The 21650-nt window shown below is 69.8% G+C and carries 19 protein-coding genes, 2 tRNA genes and 1 pseudogene; 9 read left to right on the top strand and 13 right to left on the bottom strand.

Annotated elements, in window-relative coordinates; genetic code table 11:
* Positions 1-82 precede the first annotated feature (82 nt).
* Positions 83-481 (top strand): hypothetical protein, encoded by a 399-nt coding sequence (locus FXF51_RS59515; RefSeq protein ID WP_148443713.1) that lies wholly within the window; start codon positions 83-85, stop codon positions 479-481.
* A gap of 111 nt (positions 482-592) precedes the next feature.
* Positions 593-781: a hypothetical protein gene (locus FXF51_RS59520; protein WP_148443714.1), complete on the top strand. Its 189-nt coding sequence runs from the start codon at positions 593-595 to the stop codon at positions 779-781.
* A 5-nt stretch (positions 782-786) separates the two neighbouring features.
* Here the strand turns inward: FXF51_RS59520 and FXF51_RS59525 are convergent, their stop codons facing one another.
* From FXF51_RS59525 to FXF51_RS59565, 9 genes are all read right to left on the bottom strand, one after another.
* A complete protein-coding gene (locus tag FXF51_RS59525; RefSeq protein WP_148443715.1) occupies positions 787-1455 on the bottom strand; it encodes a response regulator in 669 nt (222 codons plus the stop codon).
* On the bottom strand, positions 1452-3941 hold the full coding sequence (locus FXF51_RS59530; protein WP_148443716.1) for a DUF4118 domain-containing protein: 2490 nt from the start codon (positions 3939-3941) through the stop codon (positions 1452-1454). Before FXF51_RS59530 ends, FXF51_RS59525 begins: the two co-directional genes overlap by 4 nt.
* A gap of 9 nt (positions 3942-3950) precedes the next feature.
* The gene (locus FXF51_RS59535) at positions 3951-4418 is read right to left on the bottom strand and encodes a group II truncated hemoglobin (protein WP_148443717.1); all 468 of its coding nucleotides are present in this window, start codon (positions 4416-4418) and stop codon (positions 3951-3953) included.
* A 76-nt stretch (positions 4419-4494) separates the two neighbouring features.
* Positions 4495-4571 (bottom strand) — tRNA-Met (locus tag FXF51_RS59540).
* Between the two features lie 109 nt (positions 4572-4680).
* Positions 4681-4757: transfer RNA gene (locus FXF51_RS59545), tRNA-Met, on the bottom strand.
* A 56-nt stretch (positions 4758-4813) separates the two neighbouring features.
* Complete coding sequence (locus FXF51_RS59550; RefSeq protein WP_148443718.1) at positions 4814-7765, bottom strand: UPF0182 family protein; 2952 nt, start codon at positions 7763-7765, stop codon at positions 4814-4816.
* 128 nt (positions 7766-7893) lie between these two features.
* Positions 7894-8940, bottom strand: a complete 1047-nt coding sequence (locus tag FXF51_RS59555; protein WP_148443719.1) for a PDZ domain-containing protein — start codon at positions 8938-8940, stop codon at positions 7894-7896.
* Positions 8941-8950: 10 nt separating this feature from the next.
* Complete coding sequence (locus tag FXF51_RS59560) at positions 8951-9376, bottom strand: molybdenum cofactor biosynthesis protein MoaE (protein WP_148443720.1); 426 nt, start codon at positions 9374-9376, stop codon at positions 8951-8953.
* A gap of 18 nt (positions 9377-9394) precedes the next feature.
* Positions 9395-10468, bottom strand: coding sequence for an NAD-dependent epimerase/dehydratase family protein (locus FXF51_RS59565; protein WP_148443727.1), 1074 nt, complete (start codon positions 10466-10468; stop codon positions 9395-9397).
* Positions 10469-10550: 82 nt separating this feature from the next.
* Between FXF51_RS59565 and FXF51_RS59570 the strand changes: the two genes are divergently transcribed.
* From FXF51_RS59570 to FXF51_RS59580, 3 genes are read left to right on the top strand one after another with little or no spacing between them, the layout of a single operon-like run.
* Positions 10551-11816 (top strand): zinc-dependent metalloprotease, encoded by a 1266-nt coding sequence (locus FXF51_RS59570; protein ID WP_262380661.1) that lies wholly within the window; start codon positions 10551-10553, stop codon positions 11814-11816.
* Entirely contained in the window at positions 11813-12376 is a 564-nt protein-coding gene (locus tag FXF51_RS59575; protein ID WP_411268447.1) for an NUDIX hydrolase, read from the top strand. Before FXF51_RS59570 ends, FXF51_RS59575 begins: the two co-directional genes overlap by 4 nt.
* Positions 12377-12410: 34 nt before the next feature.
* Entirely contained in the window at positions 12411-13397 is a 987-nt protein-coding gene (locus FXF51_RS59580; RefSeq protein ID WP_148443721.1) for an endonuclease/exonuclease/phosphatase family protein, read from the top strand.
* On the opposite strand, the gene FXF51_RS61680 is transcribed toward FXF51_RS59580, so the two are convergent.
* The 3 genes from FXF51_RS61680 to FXF51_RS59600 all read right to left on the bottom strand — a co-directional run bounded on the left by FXF51_RS61680 (position 13384) and on the right by FXF51_RS59600 (position 15519).
* Positions 13384-14160: a hypothetical protein gene (locus FXF51_RS61680; RefSeq protein ID WP_187415195.1), complete on the bottom strand. Its 777-nt coding sequence runs from the start codon at positions 14158-14160 to the stop codon at positions 13384-13386. The genes FXF51_RS59580 and FXF51_RS61680 overlap by 14 nt on opposite strands.
* Positions 14157-14672 (bottom strand): M48 family metallopeptidase, encoded by a 516-nt coding sequence (locus tag FXF51_RS59595; protein ID WP_222871990.1) that lies wholly within the window; start codon positions 14670-14672, stop codon positions 14157-14159. Before FXF51_RS59595 ends, FXF51_RS61680 begins: the two co-directional genes overlap by 4 nt.
* A 67-nt stretch (positions 14673-14739) precedes the next feature.
* Positions 14740-15519 (bottom strand): enoyl-CoA hydratase/isomerase family protein, encoded by a 780-nt coding sequence (locus FXF51_RS59600; protein WP_148443722.1) that lies wholly within the window; start codon positions 15517-15519, stop codon positions 14740-14742.
* Positions 15520-15661: 142 nt separating this feature from the next.
* Here FXF51_RS59600 and FXF51_RS61685 point away from each other — a divergent pair, with 142 nt between their 5' ends.
* The 3 genes from FXF51_RS61685 (at position 15662) to FXF51_RS59620 (ending at position 19494) form a co-directional block, all read left to right on the top strand.
* Positions 15662-17419 carry a ThiF family adenylyltransferase gene (locus FXF51_RS61685; protein WP_187415196.1) on the top strand — a complete coding sequence of 586 codons (1758 nt, stop codon included), beginning with the start codon at positions 15662-15664 and terminating at the stop codon, positions 17417-17419.
* A 62-nt stretch (positions 17420-17481) separates the two neighbouring features.
* Complete coding sequence (locus FXF51_RS59615) at positions 17482-18816, top strand: ABC1 kinase family protein (RefSeq protein ID WP_148443723.1); 1335 nt, start codon at positions 17482-17484, stop codon at positions 18814-18816.
* Positions 18817-19278: 462 nt separating this feature from the next.
* Positions 19279-19494 carry a hypothetical protein gene (locus tag FXF51_RS59620; protein WP_148443724.1) on the top strand — a complete coding sequence of 72 codons (216 nt, stop codon included), beginning with the start codon at positions 19279-19281 and terminating at the stop codon, positions 19492-19494.
* 233 nt (positions 19495-19727) lie between these two features.
* On the opposite strand, the gene FXF51_RS59625 is transcribed toward FXF51_RS59620, so the two are convergent.
* The gene (locus tag FXF51_RS59625) at positions 19728-20357 is read right to left on the bottom strand and encodes a TetR/AcrR family transcriptional regulator (protein ID WP_148443725.1); all 630 of its coding nucleotides are present in this window, start codon (positions 20355-20357) and stop codon (positions 19728-19730) included.
* 682 nt (positions 20358-21039) lie between these two features.
* Between FXF51_RS59625 and FXF51_RS61690 the strand changes: the two are divergent.
* A pseudogene (locus FXF51_RS61690) lies at positions 21040-21650 on the top strand (hypothetical protein); the annotation flags it as partial.

Below are 21650 nucleotides of genomic sequence, written 5' to 3' on the forward strand. Positions count from 1 at the left end.
GGCAAGCCGACGGCAAGTCATCCGCAATCGCCCCCCGGTACGAAATACCTACGAGCAGTCTGCGCTCTCGGAGGTGGCCGACATGACACGGTCGGAGTTCGACGACATCCGCGCGTTCCTCGCCGACGGGGCGACGCACGCCGGAGATCTACTGCGAGTCGCCAGGACTCTGATCGACGACCTGGAACACGCTCGCATGCGTGAGGCCGTCCTGCGCACTCACTACCTGCGCCTGCTGACGGCGGCCAGGGCGAGCGCCGCCGCCGACCTGGCGGACCTGCCCGATCCCATGGCGTTCCTCAAGCACGAGCTGACCGAGCGCGGTCAGATGCCGGAGGACGGCGAGGCCGTCCAGCGCATCCTGTCCGACGCCCGCACGGCGGCCGCGTTGCTCGCCTGCCTGACGGAGACCCCGAAACCGCGTCCTCGTGGCATGCGGCTGCGCCGCTGCGTCGGCACCGGCCGCGCGCTCCCCCGCTGAACACACCGGATCGCCCGCCCCGCGAACAAACGGGACAAAGTTGCCACGCGCTGACGCGGTGACAACTCCGGGCATACCCACCCTTGGCGGACGGCCTGTAAGACTCCGCATATGTGGCAGCGGGGGCTGAATTGGACGGCAATCGTCATGGTCGGCATATTCGGCCTGATGTGGGTCGGCATCGTGATTTATGCCGACCAAGGCTCGCCGTTCTGGATGCGCGTCGTCCAGGTCATCTTCGGGTTGCTGCTGATGGCTTGGGCCGTAGGCAAGGCGGCCCGCATGCTCAGCAGGGCGTGAACCGCCTACGGCTGGAAGCGGTACCCCATTCCCGGCTCGGTCAGCAGGTGGTCGGGGTGCGCCGGGTCCCGTTCGAGCTTGCGCCGTAGCTGGGCCATGTACTGACGCAGGTAGTGCGTCTCCTTCAGGTACGCCTCGCCCCAGACCTCGGTCAGCAACTGACGCTGGCTGATCAGCTTGCCCGGGTTGCGCAGCAGGATCTCCAGGAAGTGCCACTCGGTGGGCGTCAGGCGCACCCCTCCGGAGATCGTCTTGTCGGCGAGGTCCACGACGTGCTCGCCCACCTGCACCGTCGCGTTCTCCTCACCGTGCTGCCCGGTGCGCCGGGTCACGGCGCGCACCCGCGCGAGCAGCTCGTCGATGCTGAACGGCTTGGTCACGTAGTCGTCCGCGCCGGCGTCGAGCGCGTCCACCTTGTCGGTGCTGTCGGCCCGGCCGGAGAGCACGATGATCGGGATCGAGGTCCAGCCGCGCAGCCCCTGGATGACCTCCACGCCGTCGAGATCGGGCAGGCCCAGGTCGAGGATGACCAGGTCGGGGTGCCAGTCGGCGGCCTGGCGCAGCGCCGTGCCGCCGTCGGGGGCGACCGCGACCTCGTACTGCCGCGCCGCCAGGTTGACGCGCAGGGCGCGCAGGATCTGCGGCTCGTCGTCCACCACGAGCACCCGGGTCATGCGGCCCGCCGCAGTGAGACGGTCATGGTGAGTCCTCCTCCGGGCGTGTCCTCTGGGACGAGCGTGCCGCCCATCGCCTCGGTCAGACCGCGCGACAGCGCCAGGCCGAGCCCCACTCCCGTGTGGTTGTCACGGTCGCCGAGCCGCTGGAACGGCAGAAACACCCTTTCATGCGCTTCGGGTGGAATGCCGGGGCCTCTGTCGGTGACCCGGATCTCGACGTGCTCGCCGTGCCAGCTCGCGCCGACGAGCACGGGACGGCCGGCCGGGCTGTACCGGAGGGCGTTCGCCATCAGGTTGACGAGCACCCGTTCCAGCAGCGCGGGATCGGCCATGATGTCCGGCGCGCCGGGCGGGATCTCGGTCGTGAGGCGGTCGCCCAGCGGGCCGAGGTCGTCCACGGCGTGCGGCAGGACGTCCTCGATGGCCACCGGTTCGAGCTTGACGCCGAGGACGCCCGCCTGGAGGCGGCTCATGTCGAGCAGGTTCGACACGAGCCGGTTCAGCTTGATCAGCGACTCGTCGGCGGTGGCGAGCAGCTCGGCACGGTCCTCCTCCGACCAGGCGATCTCGGTGCCGCGCAGGCTCTCCACCGCGGCCATGGCGGAGGCGAGCGGGGTGCGCAGGTCGTGGCCGACGGCGGCGAGCAGCGCCGTCCGCATCTTGTCGGCCTCGGCGAGCGGCCCGGCCCGGTCGGCGACCTCCCGCAGCCGCTGCTGCCGCAGCGCCACCGCCGCCTCCGCCGCGAACGCCTCCAGCACCCGGCGGTCACCGGCCTCCAGCAGCCGTCCGCGCGCGGCGAGCACCAGCCGGTCGTCGATCATGACATCATGGTCGGCCGTGCCGGGGCTGGTGGCGGGCACTCCGCCGGACGTGGCCACGACCCGCCATCCGCCGCCCTCCGCCGCGTCGCCCCGTTCGAGCAGGGTCACCGCGACCAGGCCGAAGGTCTCGCGCATCCGGGTCAGCAGCGACGGCAGCGCCGACTCGCCGCGCAGCACGTGGCCCGCCAGCGTGGACAGCACCTCGGCGTCGGCCCGCGAGCGCGCCGCCTCCCTGCTGCGCCGGGCCGCCAGGTCGACGACCGTGCTGACCATGACCGCGACCAGCACGAAGATGGCCAGGGCGAGCACGTTCTCCGGCTCGGCGATCGTCAGGGTGTGCAGCGGCGGCGTGAAGAACCAGTTGAGCAGCCCGAACCCGAGCACCGCCGCCGTCAGCGCGGGCCACATGCCGCCGGTCAGCGCGACGGCCACGACGAGCAGCAGGAAGAGCAGGATCTCGCTGGGCAGCGTGAGCCCTGCGGGCAGGAGCGCGGCGGCGAGCAGCGGCATCCCGAGCAGCGCCAGCACCCAGCCGGACGCCCGCCGCCTGCGCGTCAGCACGGCCCCCGACCGCGCCACGGACCGGCCCGCCCCTGTCGCCTCGTGCGGCACGATGTGCACGTCGATCGACCCCGCCAGCGCGGCCGTCGTGACGCCGACGCCCCGGGTGAGCGGCCGTCGTCTCCTGGACGCGCCGAGCACGAGCTGGGTGGCGTTCGCGCCGCGGGCGAAGTCGAGCAGTGCCCGCGGCACGTCGTGCCCGACCGCCTGGTGGTACGTGCCGCCCAGACCCTCGACGAGGGCGCGCTGGCGTACCAGATGGGCGGGATCCCCCTTCGTGGTCAGCCCGTCGGCGCTGGTGATGTGCACGGCCAGCAGGTCGGCGCCCTTGCCCTTGGCGGCGATGCGCGCGGCCCGCCGTACCAGCGTGTCGCCTTCGGGACCGCCGGTGAGCGCCACGACCACCCGCTCGCGCGCCTCCCAGGTGCCGGCGATCTCGTGGTCGCGGCGGTAGCGGCCGAGTTGTTCGTCCACCTTGTCCGCCACCCAGAGCAGGGCGAGCTCCCGCAGGGCGGTCAGGTTGCCGACGCGGAAGTAGTTGGCGAGCGCGGCGTCGATCCGTTCGGACAGGTACACGTTGCCGTGGGCCAGCCGGCGGCGCAGCGCCTCCGGCGCCATGTCGACCAGCTCGATCTGGTCGGCTCCGCGCACCACCTCGTCAGGGACGGTCTCGCGCTGGGGCACGCCGGTGATCTGCTCGACGACGTCGTTCAGCGACTCCAGGTGCTGGATGTTGACGGTCGTGATGACGTCGATGCCGGCGTCGAGGATCTCCTCGACGTCCTGCCAGCGCTTGGCGTTGCGGGAGCCGGGGACGTTCGTGTGGGCCAGCTCGTCGATCAGGGCGATCGCGGGGGCCCGTTCGATGACGGCGTCGGCGTCCAGCTCGGTGAAGGTCGTGCCGCGGTACGTCGTGCTCCGCCTCGGCACGGCGTCGAGCCCGTCGAGAAGGGCGGCGGTGCGGGCGCGGCCGTGGGTCTCGACGAGGCCCACGACCACGTCCTTGCCGCGCTCGCGGGCGCGGCGAGCCTCGCTCAGCATGGCGTACGTCTTGCCCACCCCGGGCGCCGCACCGAGGTAGACGCGCAGCCGCCCTCTCATTCCTCCAGGTTACGGCTGGTACGGCGGCGCCACTCCCCACCCCCACAGCGGCACCGGGGCCTCTGCCGGAGGCGTCGCGCCCGGCTGGGAGTTGTGCCTGGCCAGCCTGGTGCCCCATTCGACGTATCCGGCGAACGCGGCCCTGAACTCGGGGTCGTCGGGCAGCCCCGCCTCGTCGGCCGCGTCCATGAGCAGGCTCACCCATCTGCGGCGCTGCGGCTCGGTGATCGCCTTGCCTAGGTGGTGGCGGAGCATGTGGGGGTAGCCGCCGCGTTCGGTCGTGTAGCGGTCGGGGCCGCCGAAGACCTCGCTCAGCCACATCGCCACGTATTGCGGGTGATCGGGGTCCATGTGCGCGAAGAGCGGCCCGATCAGGTCGTCCTTGACGACGCTGCGGTAGAACACCTCGGTCAGCCGCTCGAAAGCCTCGGTGCCGCCCGCCCAGGCGTAGAGCGTCGGCACAGCCTCATCAGTCATGTAATGATGTAATCATCTTCTCCGTGCACAAAAAAGTCCCCGGCCGCCGGATGAACCGGCGACCGAGGACTTCTCTTGGTAGCGGGGACAGGATTTGAACCTGCGACCTCTGGGTTATGAGCCCAGCGAGCTACCGAACTGCTCCACCCCGCGTCGGTGTGTCAGTAATAACTATACAGGCCTCTGAGTAGTGCTCGAACCAGATACCCGCGCACTTCACGCGAAAGGCCCGGTCTCCGTTTCCGGATCCCGGGCCTCTGTTTGGTAGCGGGGGCAGGATTTGAACCTGCGACCTCTGGGTTATGAGCCCAGCGAGCTACCGAACTGCTCCACCCCGCGTCGCTTGTGCCTTAGTAGGCTACCGGGCGACGCGGGGCGCGCGCAAACTGAATGCGTCAGCCTGTCGGCGAAGCCGCCGGTGTGGCGGGCGGCGAGCCTGTCGGCGTGGCACTGGGCGAGGCGCTCGGCGACGCCGAGGCCGACGGTGAGGCGGTGGGCGAGGCCGTGGGCGCCGGTTGCTGCGCGTTGGCCCCCTCCAGCGCCTGCAGCGCCTCCTCCAGCCGCTTCTGGGCGTCGCCGTAGGCGTCCCAGTCGGGCGGGGTGGCCTGCAGCGCCTTCTGCGCGTCCGAGTAGGCCTTCTTGGCGTTGTTGATCGCCGAGTTGAGCGCCGAGTTGGACGTGTTGGGCTGGGCCTGTTGTTGCTGCTCGCTCGGCACTTGTTGCGTCTGTTCGCCGCCGAAGACCTCGGCGAGGCCCTCCTCCAGCGTGCGCGCCACACCGATCTTGCTGCCGAACGACACCAGGACACGTTGCAGGATCGGGTACGGCTCCTGCCCCCCGCCCGCGGTCACCTGGATGTACACCGGCTCGATGTAGACCAGACCGCCCGCGTAGGGAAGCGTCAGCAGGTTGCCGTAGCGGACCGACGAGGCACCCACGCCGAGCAGGTTCAGCTCACCCGCGAAGCGGCTCTGGAAGGCGTTCTGCGCCTGCCCTGGGCCTGGGATGGGGGTGCTCGACGGCGGCATCCGCAGGATCCGCATCCGCCCGTAGTCGGGCCCGGCCGTGGAGTTGACCGCCATGAACGCCGCCAGGTTGGGCCCCTGCCGGGGCACGAACGTCGTGGTCAGCGAGAACGCCGGGGTGTTGCTGCCCGGCATCGTGGTGGTCAGGTAGTACGGCGGCTGCTTGATGTTCTTGTCGCCCTGGGTCGGGTCGCCGGGGACGTTCCACACGTCCTGGCCGCCGTAGAAGGCGCCCGGGTCGGTGATGTGGTAGCGCGACAGGGTGAAGCGCTGCACCTTGAACAGGTCCTCGGGGTAGCGCACGTGCTGGCGCAGCTCGGCGCTCATCTGCGAGGCCGGCGTGATGATGCCGGGGAACGCGCTGCTCCACGTCTTGAGCAGCGGGTCGTTGGCGTCCCACGCGTAGAGCTTCACCGTGCCGTCGTAGGCGTCGACCGTGGCCTTGACGGAGTTGCGCATGTAGTTGATCTTGTCGCTCGGCTGCTGGGCGATGACCCGGCGGTCGGTGGACGTGTCGCGCGTCATGTCGCCGAGGCTCTGGCTCTGCGAGTACGGGTAGTCGTTCGACGTCGTGTACCCGTCGACGATCCACTGGACCCGCCCGTCGATGATCGCCGGGTACGGGTTGCCGTCGAGCGTCAGGAACGGCGCGACCTTCTCGACCCTGTCACGCGGGTTGCGCACGTACAGGATCTTGGAGGCGTCGTTGATGTCGCCCGACAGGACGATGTTCGCCTCGCTGTACTTGGCGGCGTACAGGAGCCGGTTGAAGAACGAGCCGACGGGCACGCCGCCCTGGCCGGTGTAGGTGGTGTTCTTCTGGCCGGTGCCACCCGTCTCGGGGTAGTCGAGCTCCTGCGGGTTGTTCGGGTCGCCGCCGGCGATCACGTACTCGGAGGCCGACTCGTCCTCGCCGAAGTAGATGCGCGATTCCTTGAGCTTGGTGCTGTCGACCAGCGGACCGTTGACCGGCATGTCCTTGGCGTCGTACGCGGGCAGGCCGCCGGAGTCGACCTTGTTGCCCGGCGCGGCGACGAAGCCGTAGCCGTGGGTGTACTTGAGTACGCGGTTGATCCAGTTGTTCTGCTCCGTGGGCGGCCCCGTCAGCTCGCGCACGCCGACGATGTGGTCGATCAGCTTGCCCGTGTTGTCGGGGTAGCGGTCGACGTCGAGCGGGTCGGCGAAGCTGTAGAAGCCCCTGATGCGCTGCGTCTGCTCGTAGGTGGAGCCGAGCAGCGCCGGGTCCAGCAGGCGCACGCCGGAGACGGAGGTGTCGCCGTTGGCCTGGACGGCGGCCGGGTCGGCCTGCGCGTTGTACGTCTCGACCTCGACCTTGTCGATGTCGTACGCCTCGCGCGTGGCCTCGATGTTGCGCTGGATGTAGGCCGACTCCTTGCCCTGCTGGTTGGGCTTGACCTGGAACTGCTCGACCAGCGCCGGGTAGACACCGCCGATCAGGATGGCCGAGAGCACGAGCAGGCCGAAGGAGACGCCGGGCAGCATGCCGCCGGGCCTGAACACGCCGGCGAAGAACAGCGCGGCGCAGATCAACGCGATGATCGCGAGGATGGTCTTGGCCGGCAGCACGGCGTTGACGTCCGTGTAGGAGGCGCCGTGCACGTACCCGCGGTCGGAGAAGACCAGCCCGAACCGGTCGATCCAGTAGGCGACGGCCTTGAGCAGCACGAAGATGCCCAGCAGCACCGACAGGTGGACCCTGGCCGCCCTGGACGCGTGCACGCCGGGCGACTGCAGGCGGAAGCCGCCGTACAGGTAGTGCGTGATCGCCGCCAGGACGATCGAGATGATCACGGCGGTGAACAGGAAGTTCAGCACCATCCGGATGAACGGGTAGTCGAACATGAAGAACGAGATGTCCATCGCGAACAACTTGTCCTTCTGGCCGAACGACGCGCCGTTGCTGAACTCCAGCCACGTCTTCCACTGGCCCGCGAAGGAGGAGCCGGAGAAGATGGCCAGCAGCCCCATGCCGACGATGAAGATCAGCTTTCGGTGGGGGTCGAGCGCCATGCGATAGCGGTCGGCGCCGCTGCCGCCACCGAAGATCGCCGGCCCGAACATCGGGCGGGTCTTGAACGCCAGCAGCATGTTGCCGCCGGCGATGCCGACCATGAGCACCGCTCCGACCAGGAACAGCACGATTTGAGTCAGCACCATACCGCTGAAGACCGACGTGAAGCCGGTCGAGTCGTACCACAGATAGTCGGTATAGATGCCGGAGAATAGGAAGAACAGCGCCACGATCGCCACGAGGGCGATCGCCACAGGCAGAAGCAGTCGCGGTCGGCGGGGCAAGCGCATCGCCCTACCGGCTCCTGGGGTCCGGAAGCTCAAGGCCAACCCCTCGTCGTGATGAAAAACGGTCCGTGTCTGGCAACCTACACCGCTGTGCCAGCCCTACGACTAACGCACGGCGATCGCCAGAAGTTTCAGCCGGCCTCGCACGAGGGCACTTCGCCCTTGCCCGTGCGCAGCGCGTCGAGTGCCAGCACCGCCTGGTGCATCGTCTCCGCCTTCACCAGCCGCAGGCCGTCCGGCGCGGCGTTCAGTGCCTCCGCGCAGTTGCCCGGAGGGGTCAGGAAGACCGTGGCGCCGGCGTCCTTCGCGCCGATCATCTTCTGCGCGATGCCGCCGATGGCGCCCACCTCGCCCGTCGGCTGAATGGTGCCCGTGCCGGCGATCTTCTTGCCGCCGGTCAGCTCGCCGGGCGTCAGCTTGTCGAAGATGCCGAGCGAGAACATCAGGCCGGCGCTCGGCCCGCCGACGTCGCCGACGTTGATGTCCACGTCGAACGGGAAGTTGAACTTGGGCGCCATGGTCAGGCCGACGATGGTCTGCCCCTTGGGGCCGGCCACGGTCTGCAGGGTGACCTCGAGCTTCTGCTCGCCGCGCTTGATGCCGAGCACGACGTTCTCGCCGGGCTTGTGCGCCTTGACCGCCTTCTGGACGGTGTCGGAGTCCTTGGTCTCCTTGCCGTCGACCGAGATGATCTCGTCGTCCTTGCGCACCTTGCCGTCGGCGGGCTTGCCCTTCTCGGTGGACATCACGCCCACGCCCACGGTGTACGGGATCTTCAGCTCGGTCAGCGCGGCGGCGGTCGCGGAGTCCTGGGAGTTGGTCATCTCGACGACGTTCTCCTCCTCGACCTCCTCCGCGTCGCGGCCGGGAGCGAAGATCGTCTCCTGCGGGACCACCGCCACCGTCGGGTCGAGCCAGCCGCGCAGCGCCGTCAGCAGGTCGATCTGGGCCGCCGGGCCGCCCTGGTAGGCCACCGTGACCAGGCTCAGCGCGCCCGAGGTCGGGTAGGTCTGCCTGCCCTCGATCGAGATCACCGGCTTCTTGTCGACCTCGCCGATCGTGTTCTCCGTCGGGCCGGGGCTCAGCACGACGTACGGCACCGGGCGGAACGCGCCGATCACCCCGAGCGCGAGCACGAGGAATCCCGCGAGCAGCAGGGTCAGGGCGCGTCGTGACATGTCGATGAGCTTATTCGCCGGCGCCGACCCACTCGGTCTCGCCGTCGGCGAACACCTGGTGCTTCCAGACGGGGACCTGCGCCTTGAGGTCGTCGATCAGGCGGCGGGCCGCCTTGAACGCCTCGTCCCTGTGCGGCGCGGCCACCGCGACGATCACGGCGGTGTCGCCCAGCTCCAGATCGCCGACCCGGTGCACGGCCGCGATCGCCGTCACGGGGAAGTCGGCCGCGATCTTCTCCGCGACCTGGCGCAACCCGGCCTCAGCGGAGGGGTGGGCGGAGTAGGAGAGCCTGGTCACCGGCTTTCCGTGGTCCTGCTCGCGCACGGTGCCCACGAAGAACGCGGTGCCGCCCGCGGCGTGGTCGGCCACGGCTGCCAGCACCTCGTCAACGGAGAGCGAGGTGTCGCGAATGCCGAGCAAGCGGATGACGTCCACGAGAAAGACTCTAACCGTTCATCCGCGTCGCTTCTTACGTACTTGGCGGACGATCGCGGCGGTGCCGATCACGGCCACGGTGGCGCCGGCGGCGGTGAGCGTGGCCTCCTTGACCGGCAGGCGCCTGCCGACCACCGTCGTGCGGTTCTCCCGCAGCTCCAGGAGCTGCTCGAAGGCCGCTTCGTTCGTCCAGGACGGCTTCCAGCCGGCCTCCCGCAGCGCCGCGCAGTCGACCACCCACGGGTAGACGACGTAGTGCAGATCGGTCGCCGGGGCCGGGGTGATGCCGAGGCGGTGCAGGCGCTGCGCCGTGCCGAACGTCAGGCCCGCCGGGAGCTCCAGGCTTCTGATGCCCGACAGCTCCTCCACCTGCTCCTGCTCCAGCCAGCCGTCACAGCCGACCGCCACCACCCCGGTGACGGCGCCGCGCGCCGCCAGCTCCAGCGCGGAGACCAGGTCATCGATGTGGCAGAACTGCCAGTGCGGGCTGCAGCCCTTGACGGTCAGCAGCCTGGGCGACTCGAAGTGGCGGGTGATCACCGTGTCGACGCCGGGGCCGACGACGGCGGCCGGGCGCAGCACGGTCACCTCCAGGCCGGGATGGCTGCGCAGCGAGCGGCGTACCAGCGACTCGATCTCCAGGAAGTCGCCGACGACGCCCGTGTCGGGCTCGGCCGCCACCGGGGCGTCCTCCGGCAGCGGCACCTCGTTGTCGGGCGCGGCGCCGTACACCATCGCGCTGGTCACCAGCACGACCCTGCGCACGCGCGCGGCGGCGCTGGCCGTCAGCACCGTCTGGGCGGCCCGCAGGTTGTACGCCCGCCGCTCGGCGGGGTCGGAGTCGACGGCGTAGTCACCGGCCAGATGGACCAGGACGTCGATGTCGGAGATCCGGTTCGCCAAGAGCGGATCTCGTACGTCGATCACTCTCCACGTGGCTTCCTGGACGTCACCGCGTTCTTCGTCGATGGCCACCACTCTGCGGAAATCCGCGGAGTTCACGAGTCTCGCGAGCACCTCGCGGCCGAGGCCGGAGGCCGCGCCCGTTACGGCGACGACGGGTTGACGCGGGCGTTTCGAGGTAGGCACCAGGTCCTCACTTTGCACTGATCCGCCGTCGGACGACTAACGTGGCGGATGTGGATTCCTCCTCCATCCTGCATGAGGTAGACCGGTGACTGACCTGCCAGGTCGCGAAAACGACCCTAACGAGAACCCGTTCGCCATGTTCGGCAACCCTGAGCAGATGGCTCAGGCGATGCGCCAGTTCGCCGACATGTTGTCGGCGCCGCAGGGCTCCGGCCCCGTCAACTGGGACATGGCCAAGAACATCGCCAGACACGCCGTGGTCGCCGAGGGCGACCCGAGTGTCATGGAAGGCGAGCGCCGCCAGATCGTCGACGCGCTCAGCCTGGCCGACCTGTGGCTCAACGAGGCGACGACGCTGCCCAGCGGCGTGTCGACCCCGCAGGCCTGGAGCCGCTCCGAGTGGATCGAGAACACGATCCCGATTTGGCGCAAGCTTTGCGAGCCGATCGCGGAGCGCATGGTCGACACCATGGGCGGCGCGCTCGGCGGCTCCGGGCTGCCGCCCGAGGCCCAGCAGATGGCCGGGCCGCTGATGGGCATGCTGAAGCAGATGGGCGGCATGATGGTCGGCCAGCAGATCGGGCAGGCGCTCGGCTCGCTGGCCCGCGAGGTCGTCGGCACGACCGACATCGGCCTGCCGCTGTCCGACACGGCCGCGCTGCTGCCCGGCGGCATCGCGCACTTCAGCGACGGCCTGGAGATCCCGGCCGACGAGATCAGGCTGTACCTCGCGCTCCGCGAGGCCGCCCACCACCGGCTGTTCCAGCACGTGCCGTGGCTGCGCTCGCACCTGCTCGGCGCGGTCGAGGAGTACGCCAAGGGCATCACGGTCGACACCTCCGCCCTGGAGGAGCAGATCCGCGGGCTCGACATCAACAACCCGCAGGCCATCCAGGAGGCGCTGAGCGGGGGCAACCTGCTCAAGCCCGAGGAGACCGAGCGGCAGAAGGCCGCGCTGGCCCGGCTGGAGACGATGCTCGCCCTGGTCGAGGGGTGGGTCGCCACCGTGGTCGACAAGGCCGCGCAGGGCAAGCTGCCCTCCGCCGTGGCGCTCGGCGAGACCGTACGCCGCCGCCGGGCCACCGGCGGGCCCGCGGAGCTCACGTTCGGCACGTTGGTCGGGCTGGAGCTGCGGCCCAGGCGGCTGCGCGAGGCCGCCGCGCTGTGGCAGGCGCTGGAGAACGAGCGCGGGCTCGACGGCCGCGACGGGCTGTGGGACCACCCCGACCTCATGCCGACCGCCGAGGACCTCGACGACCCCGAGGCGTTCGTCCGCGGTGAGGCGGCGTGGGACATCTCACAGCTCGACAAGGGTCCCGATTCCGGCGAGGGCAAGGGCGACGAGGGTTGAGCCTGCTGCACGACGACGCGGTGGAGGTGCTGTCCGCCTGGGCCGCGCCGACGCCCGAGGAGGAGGCGCTGCGCGCCGAGTTCCTCGAGCACCTGCGCGCGCACGACGACGCGATGCTGCGCGAGTGCGTGCCCGGCCACCTGACGGCGACCACCGCGGTGTTGTCGCACGACGGCTCCAAGGTGCTGCTCACGCTGCACCCGAAGGCCAAGATGTGGCTGCCGATGGGCGGCCACTGCGAGATCTCCGACACGTCACTGGCAGCGGTCGCGCTGCGGGAGGCGTGGGAGGAGTCGGGGATCTCCGGTCTGGAGCTGCTGCCCGGCCCGCTCGCGGTGGACAGGCACGCCGTCTGGTGCCACCCGCCGCGCAGCTGGCACCTCGACGTCGAGTACGCCGCCGTGGCGCCCGCCGGGGCCGAGGCCGTGATCAGCGAGGAGTCGCTCGACCTGCGCTGGTTCCCGGTGGACGAGATCCCCGAGCTGTCCGACGAGGCGACACGGAGATTGGCCGCACGCGGACAGGCCGCGCTCAGCACGGGTTCGCGCATGCTTGGCTAGAGTCCGATTGCGTCGTTCCAAAAGGGGGGCCTGCGTGGAGACTTCTGCCGTCGGCGGCACGATCGTGACACCCGTACGCAAGCGCAGGAAGTTTCCCGCAACGGCACTGACCTGGGTCGCGGTGACACCGTTCGCCGCCTGGGCGGTGGCCAGGGTGGCCGGTCTCGAGCGTGGGTCGCTGCCCACGCAGCTCATGACCGCGACCCCGTACGCGGCGGCGGGCTCGCTCGTCCCCCTCCTGATCGCCGCGATCGGGCGCAGGCGGGCCGCGACCGCCGTCGCGCTGCTGTCGGCCACGGCGCTCGGCTTCAGCGTGCTGCCCAGGGCGCTGGGCACCGCGGAGGCCACCACCGGCAGGCCGTTCAAGGTCATGACGATCAACATGCTGTTCGGCAGGGCCGACATCGCGACGATCATGAAGCTGGTCCGGGAGTTCCGGCCCGACGTGCTGAGCACGCAGGAGCTGACCCCCGGCGCGGTCGCCGACCTCGACGCGGCCGGGCTCAAGGAGATCATGCCGCACCGGGTGCTGCAGGACGAGTGGAGCGCCGGCGGCAGCGGCCTCTACTCGGTGCATCCCGTCGAGGCGATCTGGGACGTCATGCCGCCCGTCGGGCACCAGATGCCCGCGGCGACGATCGCGCTGCCCGGCGGCAAGCCGATCGATTTCATCGACGCGCATCCGTTCCCGCCGCTGGGGCCGCAGGTGAGCGACTGGAACACGGCGCTCGAAGCCTTCCCCTCGGCCTCGGCCGACCGCATCCGGATCATCGCGGGCGACTTCAACGCCTCGCTCGACCACGCCGCCATGCGGGGGCTGCTGTCACGGGGTTACAAGGACGCGGCCGATCAGGTGGGCGCCGGGCTGATTCCCACCTGGCCGGCGAACAAGCGGGTGCCGCCGCTCATCACCATCGACCACGTGCTGGTTGATCAGCGGGTCGGGGTGCGGGAGGTCAGCGTGCGCGACGTGCCCGGCACCGACCACCGGGCCGTGCTGGCCGAGCTCAGCGTGCCCTGACCAGGGCCCTCGTGTTGTCCCAGCCCTCCAGGCCCGGGTCGAGACGCTCCACGTCCTGCGGGGTGCGCAGGCGGTGCCAGCCCGGGGTGGTGGCTATCCTGCGCGGGCCCGGCGCCTGGGCGCGCAGCTCCTTGACGACGTCGTACGCGTCCAGGTCGGGGTCGGCCCAGGGTGGGGCGGGCAGGGCGCAGGCCATGGCCACGGCGCCGCCGTTCTCCGACGGGCAGATCGTGATCTCGGCCCTGCCCAGTTCTCTGAACAGCTTGCCGATCAGGAGAGGGGGGAGGTCGGGGGCGTCGGCGCTCACGACACAGACCTGATCGACCTGGGTTGCTTGAGCTTCCTGACCTGCCTGGCCTGCCTGATCGACCTGAGCTGCCTGAGCTGCTTGAGCTGCTTGAGCTGCTTGATCGACCTGACCTGCCTGATCGACCTGAGCTGCCTGACTTGCCTGAACGACGTTGTTGACGCCCTCCTGGCCGGCCTGATCGACGCCGGCGACACGCTCCCGACCGGCCTGGAGCCGGGCCAGGATGTGCTTGAGCGGCTCGTCCTCGGCAACGGTGATGACCTCGGTGCCGGGCCAGACGATGTCGTCGAGGCCGGGAACGCTGGTGATCAGGACGGGGGTGACGAGCTCCAGACCCGCCACGACCTCGTAGGTGTCCTCCGCCACCGCCTCCAGGAAGCGCGCCGGATCGACGCCTGGGGGCGCGGCCTGCGCCATGTGCTGTCGTACCAGGACCGCGGCGATGCGCGTCAACACTCCTCCGGTGCCGTGTGGGCCGCCGCGGAGAACCCTTCCAGGAACCCGCGCGCCCGCTCCGCCTTCGGATACTGTTCTACCAGCGCCCAGAACTTGGCCCCGTGGCTGGGCACCAGCAGGTGCACCAGCTCGTGGATGATCACATAGTTGATGACCCATTCCGGCAGGCCCTTGAGCCTGGTGGAGATCCGGATCGTGCCGGTCTCCGGAGTGCAGGAGCCCCAGCGGTGCTGCTGGTTGTCGACCCAGCGCACGCTCACCGGGTCGGGCTCGCCGTTCAGATATTTCGCCGAAAGCTCCTTGGCTCGCTCCAGCAGCGCCTCGTCGGTCGGCCTTCGCCGGCTCTCCTTGGCGGCCAGCCGATCCAGCATCCGGCTCACCCATTCATCCGCGTCTTCGCCGCTCAGCCAGGCGGGCAGGAGCACGATCGTCTTGTCGCCGTCGCGGTATGCGGACACCGTACGCCGGCGACGAGAACTGCGACGAACCTCGACTGTCTCGGGGGGCACATATGCACGGTAGCCGAGACTGGCGAAATTCCACAGAGGGTGGACGTTGTTTCTGCTGGTCAGATGATTAAGAGCCGGTGAATTTGGGCATGCGCCTTTCCCGATGCGCGCTCAGGCCCTCGATCATGTCGGCGGAGACCATGGTCACGGGCTGAGCCAAGGATTCCCACCTCAGAGCGGCTTCCAGGTCTTGATGGTCTTGGTTGAGGGCTACTTTCGTGAGCCTTGTGGCAATCGGCGCGTTCTGGGCGATCTTCGTAGCGATGCCGCCCACTTCCGACATTAGGTCATTTTTCGGGAAACTTTGATTTACTAGCCCTTTATCCGCTGCTTCCCTCCCGGTCACTGTCCGGCCCGCCAGCAGCATCTCCCGGGCGAGGCCGGGCGCCCTTCTCGGCAGCAGATGCGTGGCCGCCATGCCCGGGTGCAGACCCAGGGACGTGAACGGGGCCAGCAGCTTGGCGTCGTCGGCCGCGTACACAAGGTCGCAGGCCAGCGCCACGCACAGCCCCGCACCCACCGCCGGTCCGTTGACGGCGGCGACCGTGGGGATCTCGAGCTCCGTGATCATCAACCAGGTGCGGTAGAAGTCGAGCATGCGCTCGCGCAGCCGGGGCACCGGCTCGGCGCCGCGCTCGCCGATCCACGACAGGTCGCCGCCGGAGGAGAATGCCGACCCCGCGCCCGTCACGACCACACAGCGGGCGTCCCGGTCTGTGGCCAGATCGGTCATGGTCGCGCGCCATTCGGCCGTCATGGTGTCGGTCATGGCGTTGCGCATGTCGGGACGGTTGAGGGTGATGAGTACGACCCCGTCGTCTTTGCGATCAACTGAGAGCTCGTTCATGCGGGGAAGCGTAACCCGCGCGGGTTGCCATGCGGCGTGGTCATTTACTTCATCCACAGGCCGAGCACCCATTCCTGAAGTTATCCACATCCGCCACCGAACCCGCTCGGGATCTTGCCCAGTCGTGGAAGCCTTTCCCGCCATGAGGCCACGTGTGAAGCCCACCCTGCGACGCATTCTCCGCGACGAGCGCACCCTCCAACTCGGCGTCCACCCCCTCCGCGCGGTCACGCTGAGCGGCCTTACCGAACCGGTGCTGGAGTGGGTCGAGGGCCTCGACGGCACCCGCGATCTGGAGACCGTCCTGCGGGAGGCGGCCCTCGCGGGCCTCGACGAGTACCGCGCCCGCTCCCTCCTCGACCAGCTCGCCGCCCAGGGCGCCCTCCACGACGCCGCCACCGGCCCCGGCGCCCTGCGCGACCTCCCCCTGGCGGAACGCGACCGCCTCAAACCCGAGCTGAACGCCCTCGACCTCGGCTCCACCGCCCCCGACGGCATGATCGCCCTCTTCGAGCGCCGGCGGCGCTCGCGCGTGCGGGTGTACGGGGCCGGTCGCGTCGGCGCCCAGATCGTCGCCCTGCTCGCCGCCGCCGGTGTGGGCCATCTCCGGGTCCTCGATCCCGAGGAGACGCGTCCCCAGGACATCACGCCTGGGGGGCTTTCATGGGCGGAGGTGGGCTTGTCCCGGGAGGACGGGGCTGTGGCGGTCGCGAGGCGGTTCACGGCGGGGGGTGGCATGCCGATGGAGAGCGACGAACCTACGGCCGAGGAGTATCGGGAGGCTCTCGATATCGCCGGTGTCCCTCCTGTGCCGCCCGGCGACCCTGACGGCGTACGGCCTCCCAGGGCCTCGTCCTCCGGCGGCCGGTCCTTCGGGAGGCCGCCGGTGAGGGGTGGCGGGGCTGCGGCCTCCCGGTCCGGCGCCTTGCCGCGTGGTGCAGGTGGTGGCGGCGTCCCCTCCGGCGCTCAGCCCACCGCCTCACCGGCCCTCCGAAGCACCAGCTCCACACCCCCTCAAGGCGCCCGCACCACGCCGCCCGGTGCCCGCACCACACCCCCGCCAGGCGCCCGCACCACGCCGCCCGGTGCCCGCACCACACCCCCGCCAGGCGCCCGCACCACGCCGCCCGGTGCCCGCACCACACCCCCGCCAGGCGCCCGCTCCACACCTGCACAGAGCACTCGCGCCACCCCATCGCCAGGTGCCCGCACCGCGCCTCCACGGGACGCCCGCGCCGCGCCTCCGGGCGACGCCGGGAACAGAATGTCCCCCAGTCCCTCGTCCGCCGCCCCGCCCGCGAAGCGAAGCACCGGCGGCACGCCCGCGCGATCACGCGGCACCGCCTCACCCCAGAAACCACCCAGCCCTGCCGAGGAGCGGTGCCGGCCGAGCGCCAAGGCGGTGGCCGGCGGGACCTTCCTCGGCGACAAGTCCGACCGACCGGACCTCGTCATCCTCTCCCAGGTCGGCCCACTGGACATGCTGCTGGTCAACGACCTGAACGCCCTGCGCATCCCCCACCTCCTGGTAGCCGCCTTCGAAGGTCACGGGATCGTGGGCCCACTCGTCCTCCCCGGCGACACGGCGTGCCTGCACTGCCTCGACCTCACTCGGCGCGACCGCGACCCGTACTGGCCGATCGTCACGACCCGCCTGGGCGGCTACCCGCCGGGAGAGATCGCGTGTGACGTGGCCCTCGCGACCGTCGTCGCAGCCCAGGCCTCAGGTCACGCGCTCGCTTTCCTCGACGGCAAGGAGCCCTCTGTGACCAACGGCACAATGGACGTAACCCCTGATTGGCGCTGGAGAAGGCGGTCGTGGAAGGCACACCCTCAATGTCGTTGTATGCGAAACAATCCATATTCGCTAAGAATGGTCATGGCACCTGACCGCGACTGACGTGCTCAGAGAACGACCACGAAGGGGGGAAGCGGTATCTCGCCGAGGTTCCGCGCATCAGTGTGAGCGATCTTCCGCGCCGTGCTGTCACGCGTTCGGCCAAACTGGCCACCCTTCCCATCAGCTTCGCAGGTCGCGCCGCCCTGGGGCTCGGCAAGCGCATCGGAGGCAAGTCAGCGGAGCTGGTGGCCCAGGAGGTCCAGCAGCGCACCGCCGAACAGATCTTCAAGGTGCTCGGCGAGCTCAAGGGCGGCGCCATGAAGCTGGGCCAGGCCCTGTCCATCTTCGAGGCCGCGCTGCCCCAGGAGATCGCCGGCCCCTATCGCGCGACCCTGACCAAGCTTCAGGAAGCCGCCCCGCCGCTGCCTGTCTCGACGGTGCACAAGGTTCTGGCGGAGCAGCTCGGCGATGACTGGCGGGAGCACTTCCTGTCGTTCGACGACCGTCCGACGGCCGCCGCCTCGATCGGCCAGGTACACAAGGCCGTGTGGCACGACGGCAGGGAGGTGGCCGTCAAGATCCAGTACCCGGGAGCGGGCAAGGCGCTGCTCGGCGACTTCTCCCAGCTCGCCCGGCTGGGCAAGCTGTTCGGCGTACTGCTGCCGGGCCTCGACATGAAGGCCCTGCTGGGCGAGCTGCGCGAGCGGGTCGCGGAGGAGCTCGACTACCTGCGCGAAGCCGAGGCCCAGCACGCCTTCGCCCTAGAGTTCCACGAGGACCCCGACTTCCACATCCCGGACGTCGTGGCGGCGAACGAGATGGTGCTGGTCAGCGAGTGGATGGAAGGCACCCCGCTGTCGCGCATCATCGCCGAGGGCACCCAGGAGGAGCGCGACCACGCCGGCCTGCTCTTCGTCCGCTTCCTCTTCTGCTCCCCCGCCCGCGTCGGCATGCTCCACGCCGACCCGCACCCGGGCAACTTCCGCGTCCTGCCCAACGGCAAGCTGGGCGTCCTCGACTTCGGCGCCGTCAACCGGCTCCCCGAGGGCTACCCCAAAGCCTTCGGCCAGCTCACGCGCATCTTCAACCAGGGCGACATGCAGACCGTCATGGCGGGCCTGCGCCAGGAAGGCTTCATCCGCGAGGACATCGACATCGACCCTGACGCGCTACGCGCCTTCCTCGCCCCGTACGTGGAGCCGACGGCGGTGGAGGAGTTCACGTTCAGCCGGGAGTGGCTCCAGGCGCAGGCCGCCAGCGTCGCCGACCTCCGGCCCACCAACGTCATCCGCCAGCTCAACCTCCCGCCGTCGTACGTACTCATCCATCGGGTGCATGCGGCTGGGATCGGGGTGCTGTGCCAGCTCGGTACGACGGCGCGGTTCCGGGATGAGGTGATTCGCTGGGTGCCGGGGTTCGCCGACGACCCAGATGATCAGCCGCTGCCGATCGGCTGAACGCGTCTCTTGGCGCGGGCTGGCTGGGGGTCAACGTGTCGCTCGGCGCAGGACTGCGCGCCAGCACACTTGCACGCCTCCAGGCCAGCGCACATGTACGCCCCTACGTCTACGACTCGTACACCTCCAACACCCGCGCACTCGTACACCTCCAACACCCGCGCACTCGTACGCCTCCGGGTCTGCGCAGTTGTGGGCTGGTGAACCTGCGCGCTTGGGTTGTGGCGGGGCGTGACGGTAGCGGTGGGCCTCACGCAGAGTCTGTGCTGGTGAGGGCAAGCGTCGCCGGCGTGAGGGACGGCCGGCGTGGCTTGGACTGGCAGACTGCGCGCAACCGCGCCCGGCCTCGGTGTGCCTAGCCCGGCGGCGATGGCGAGAAGGGGGAGTTTGCGGGATGCACTGTTGACCGATGACTACTCTGTGTAATTATACGAGTGCAAACCGTTACTCTCTCTTGGGAGGATGCAGATGCACCGTTCCGCGCGCCTGTTGGCGGCCACCGCCCTGGCCACCGTAGGGCTGTTCGCGACCGCGCCCGCCGCGAGTGCCGTCGTCGATCCGGTTCGTGCCGGGGAGTGTCTGGCGTCCCGTGCGGGTGAGGTGTCGACCTCGGTGGATCCGTCGCTCAAGGGGCTTCCCGTTGAGTTGACCGCCGTGAGTTGCATCGCTTCTCCCTGAGTGCATGCCGCCGTCATGGAGTGCGGGCGGGTGGCGCGGTCGTTCGGTGATCGCGTACTGGAGCCGCGCGAGTGGGCGGCGGGTTGGCAGAGCCGTTCGTCGGCGGCGTTCCCGTCAGGTCTTCGATCTTCCGCACGGACCTCATGGGTGACAGACGGCGGGCGGCTCGTTGGCTGGCTGGCAGGACACACGCTCGCACGTGCCCTGCCAGCCAGCGTCATTTTGCGCGCCGGTCAGGTCAGGCCCGAGAGAAGGGCTCGGAGGCCGTCGGCGAGGATGCGCTCGCCTTCCTCCTTGGAGTTGAGGAACCAGCCTGGTAGCGGGGTGCGGAGGGAGCAGGTGAGCTCGATGCTGACGAGGCCGTGGATGGTCGTCCAGACGAGGTAGGCCGAGCGTTCCGGGTTCGTGGAGTGGATGGCGCCGGTGGCGGCGGCTGCTGTGGTGGCCTCGACGAGCAGGCCGAAGCAGCGGCGGAGAGCGTCGGTGCGTCGCTCCGGTGAAGGGTCGAAGTCAGGGAGCGGGCGCTCGAACATCAGCGCGTAGAGGGCTGGGTCGCTCAGGGCGAACTGCCTGTAGCCGTAGCCCACCGCCATGATTCTGGACAGCGGGTCGGTGTGGCCGTTGAGGGAGTTGGTCATCGCCTCGTGGAGGAGGCGGGAGCCGTGCTCGTAGATCGCCTCCAGTAGGCCGGCTCGGCCGCCGAAGCAGGTGTAGATGCCCATGGTGGAGGTGGCGGCGGCGTCCGCTACGCGGCGGAGGGTGAGGTAGGGCGCGCCTTGTTCGCGCAGGACGCGCATGGCGGCGTCCAGGAGGTTGTGGCGCAGTGCGCCGAGTTCTTTCGAGGTGCTTACGGCTCTCGGCACCTTCTCACTTTATCGGGTGATAACGCGCATCATAACAAGCGTTATCGGTGGAGGAGCGAGGCGAGGTCCGTATGAGGCAGAGGGTGCCGGAGAGTCGCGGGAGGGCTGCGGGAGGGGGTGCCGGACGGGCGCGTGAGCCGAAGGGGCGCGGGTTGCCGGGGGTGCACGATGCCCAGGGGCCGCGGGATGCCGGAGGCGCGGGATGCCGGAGGAGCGCGGGTGCGAAGGGCGCGGGTGCGTGAGGGCGCGGGTGCGTGAGGGCGCGGGTGCGTGAGGGCGCGGGTGCGTGAGAGGGGACAGTGCCCCAGGAGGGGCGGAGGAGGAGGCGGCAAGGGAGGTGGCGGTGTAGAAGGAGGCGGCCGATAGAAGAGGCCGAAAGAGGAGGCAGCGAGGGGCCCGCTAAGGGGCCGCGCTCGCCAGGACGATCGTGCGAGCCAAAGCCGTGCGAGGCAAAGCTATGCAGGCCGGGGCCGTGCGAGCCGGAGTCGTGCGAGCCGGAACCGAGCGAGCCAGAACCGAGCGAGCCAGGGGCCGCTGTCGCCAAGGAACGGTGCTCCCCCTGGCTGAGGTGGTGCAGGGATCTCGTTGGGGACTCGTCAAAAAGGCCAAAGCAGCGGAGGCCTCCAGAGGAAAGCCGAAAGACCAAGAAGAACGCAGAAAAGCTCAGAAAGGAAGTCGTTCCATGAGTGTTCAACGAGTCGCCGCGGTGGCAGGGTTCATCTGCGCCGTGTTACTGATCGTCAACGCCGCCCGACGGGCCGGGTTACTGGCAGAGACAGCGTTCACCCACGCCATCGCCCCCTTCGCGGCCCTGACCGGCCTGCTAGCGATCACCGGCATCTACCTGTTCATCCGCGCCAAGTCAGGAACGCTGGGCCTGGTCGGGTACGTGCTCAACTCGGCCGGCCTGGCCGGGGCGTTCGCCGTCGAGTACACGTTGCACTTCGTTTTCCCGTACCTGGGCGGCGGGGTCGTGAGCGGGCTGCTGGCCGGTGGGACGGGGCGGGCGTTTCTGGTGACGTCGGCCGTGCTGCTGGTGGGGGTGGTGACGTTCGGGGTGGCGGCGGTCAGGAGCGGGGTCATGCCGGTGGTGGCCGTGGTGCTGTACGTGGTGGGCATGGTGCCCGGGTCGTTGCGGAACCTGGTGCCGGAGGCGGTCTATCTGGGTGGGCTGGTGATGGCGGCGGTCGGGGTCGCGTGGATGGCGGTGCGGCTCTGGACGACAGCGGAAGAGGATGCGGCGGGGGGGGGGGGGGGGGGGGGGCGGGAGGGGGGGGGGGGGGGAAAGGGGGG

This window comes from Nonomuraea sp. PA05, from assembly GCF_008086045.1.
Taxonomy (GTDB): domain Bacteria; phylum Actinomycetota; class Actinomycetes; order Streptosporangiales; family Streptosporangiaceae; genus Nonomuraea; species Nonomuraea monospora.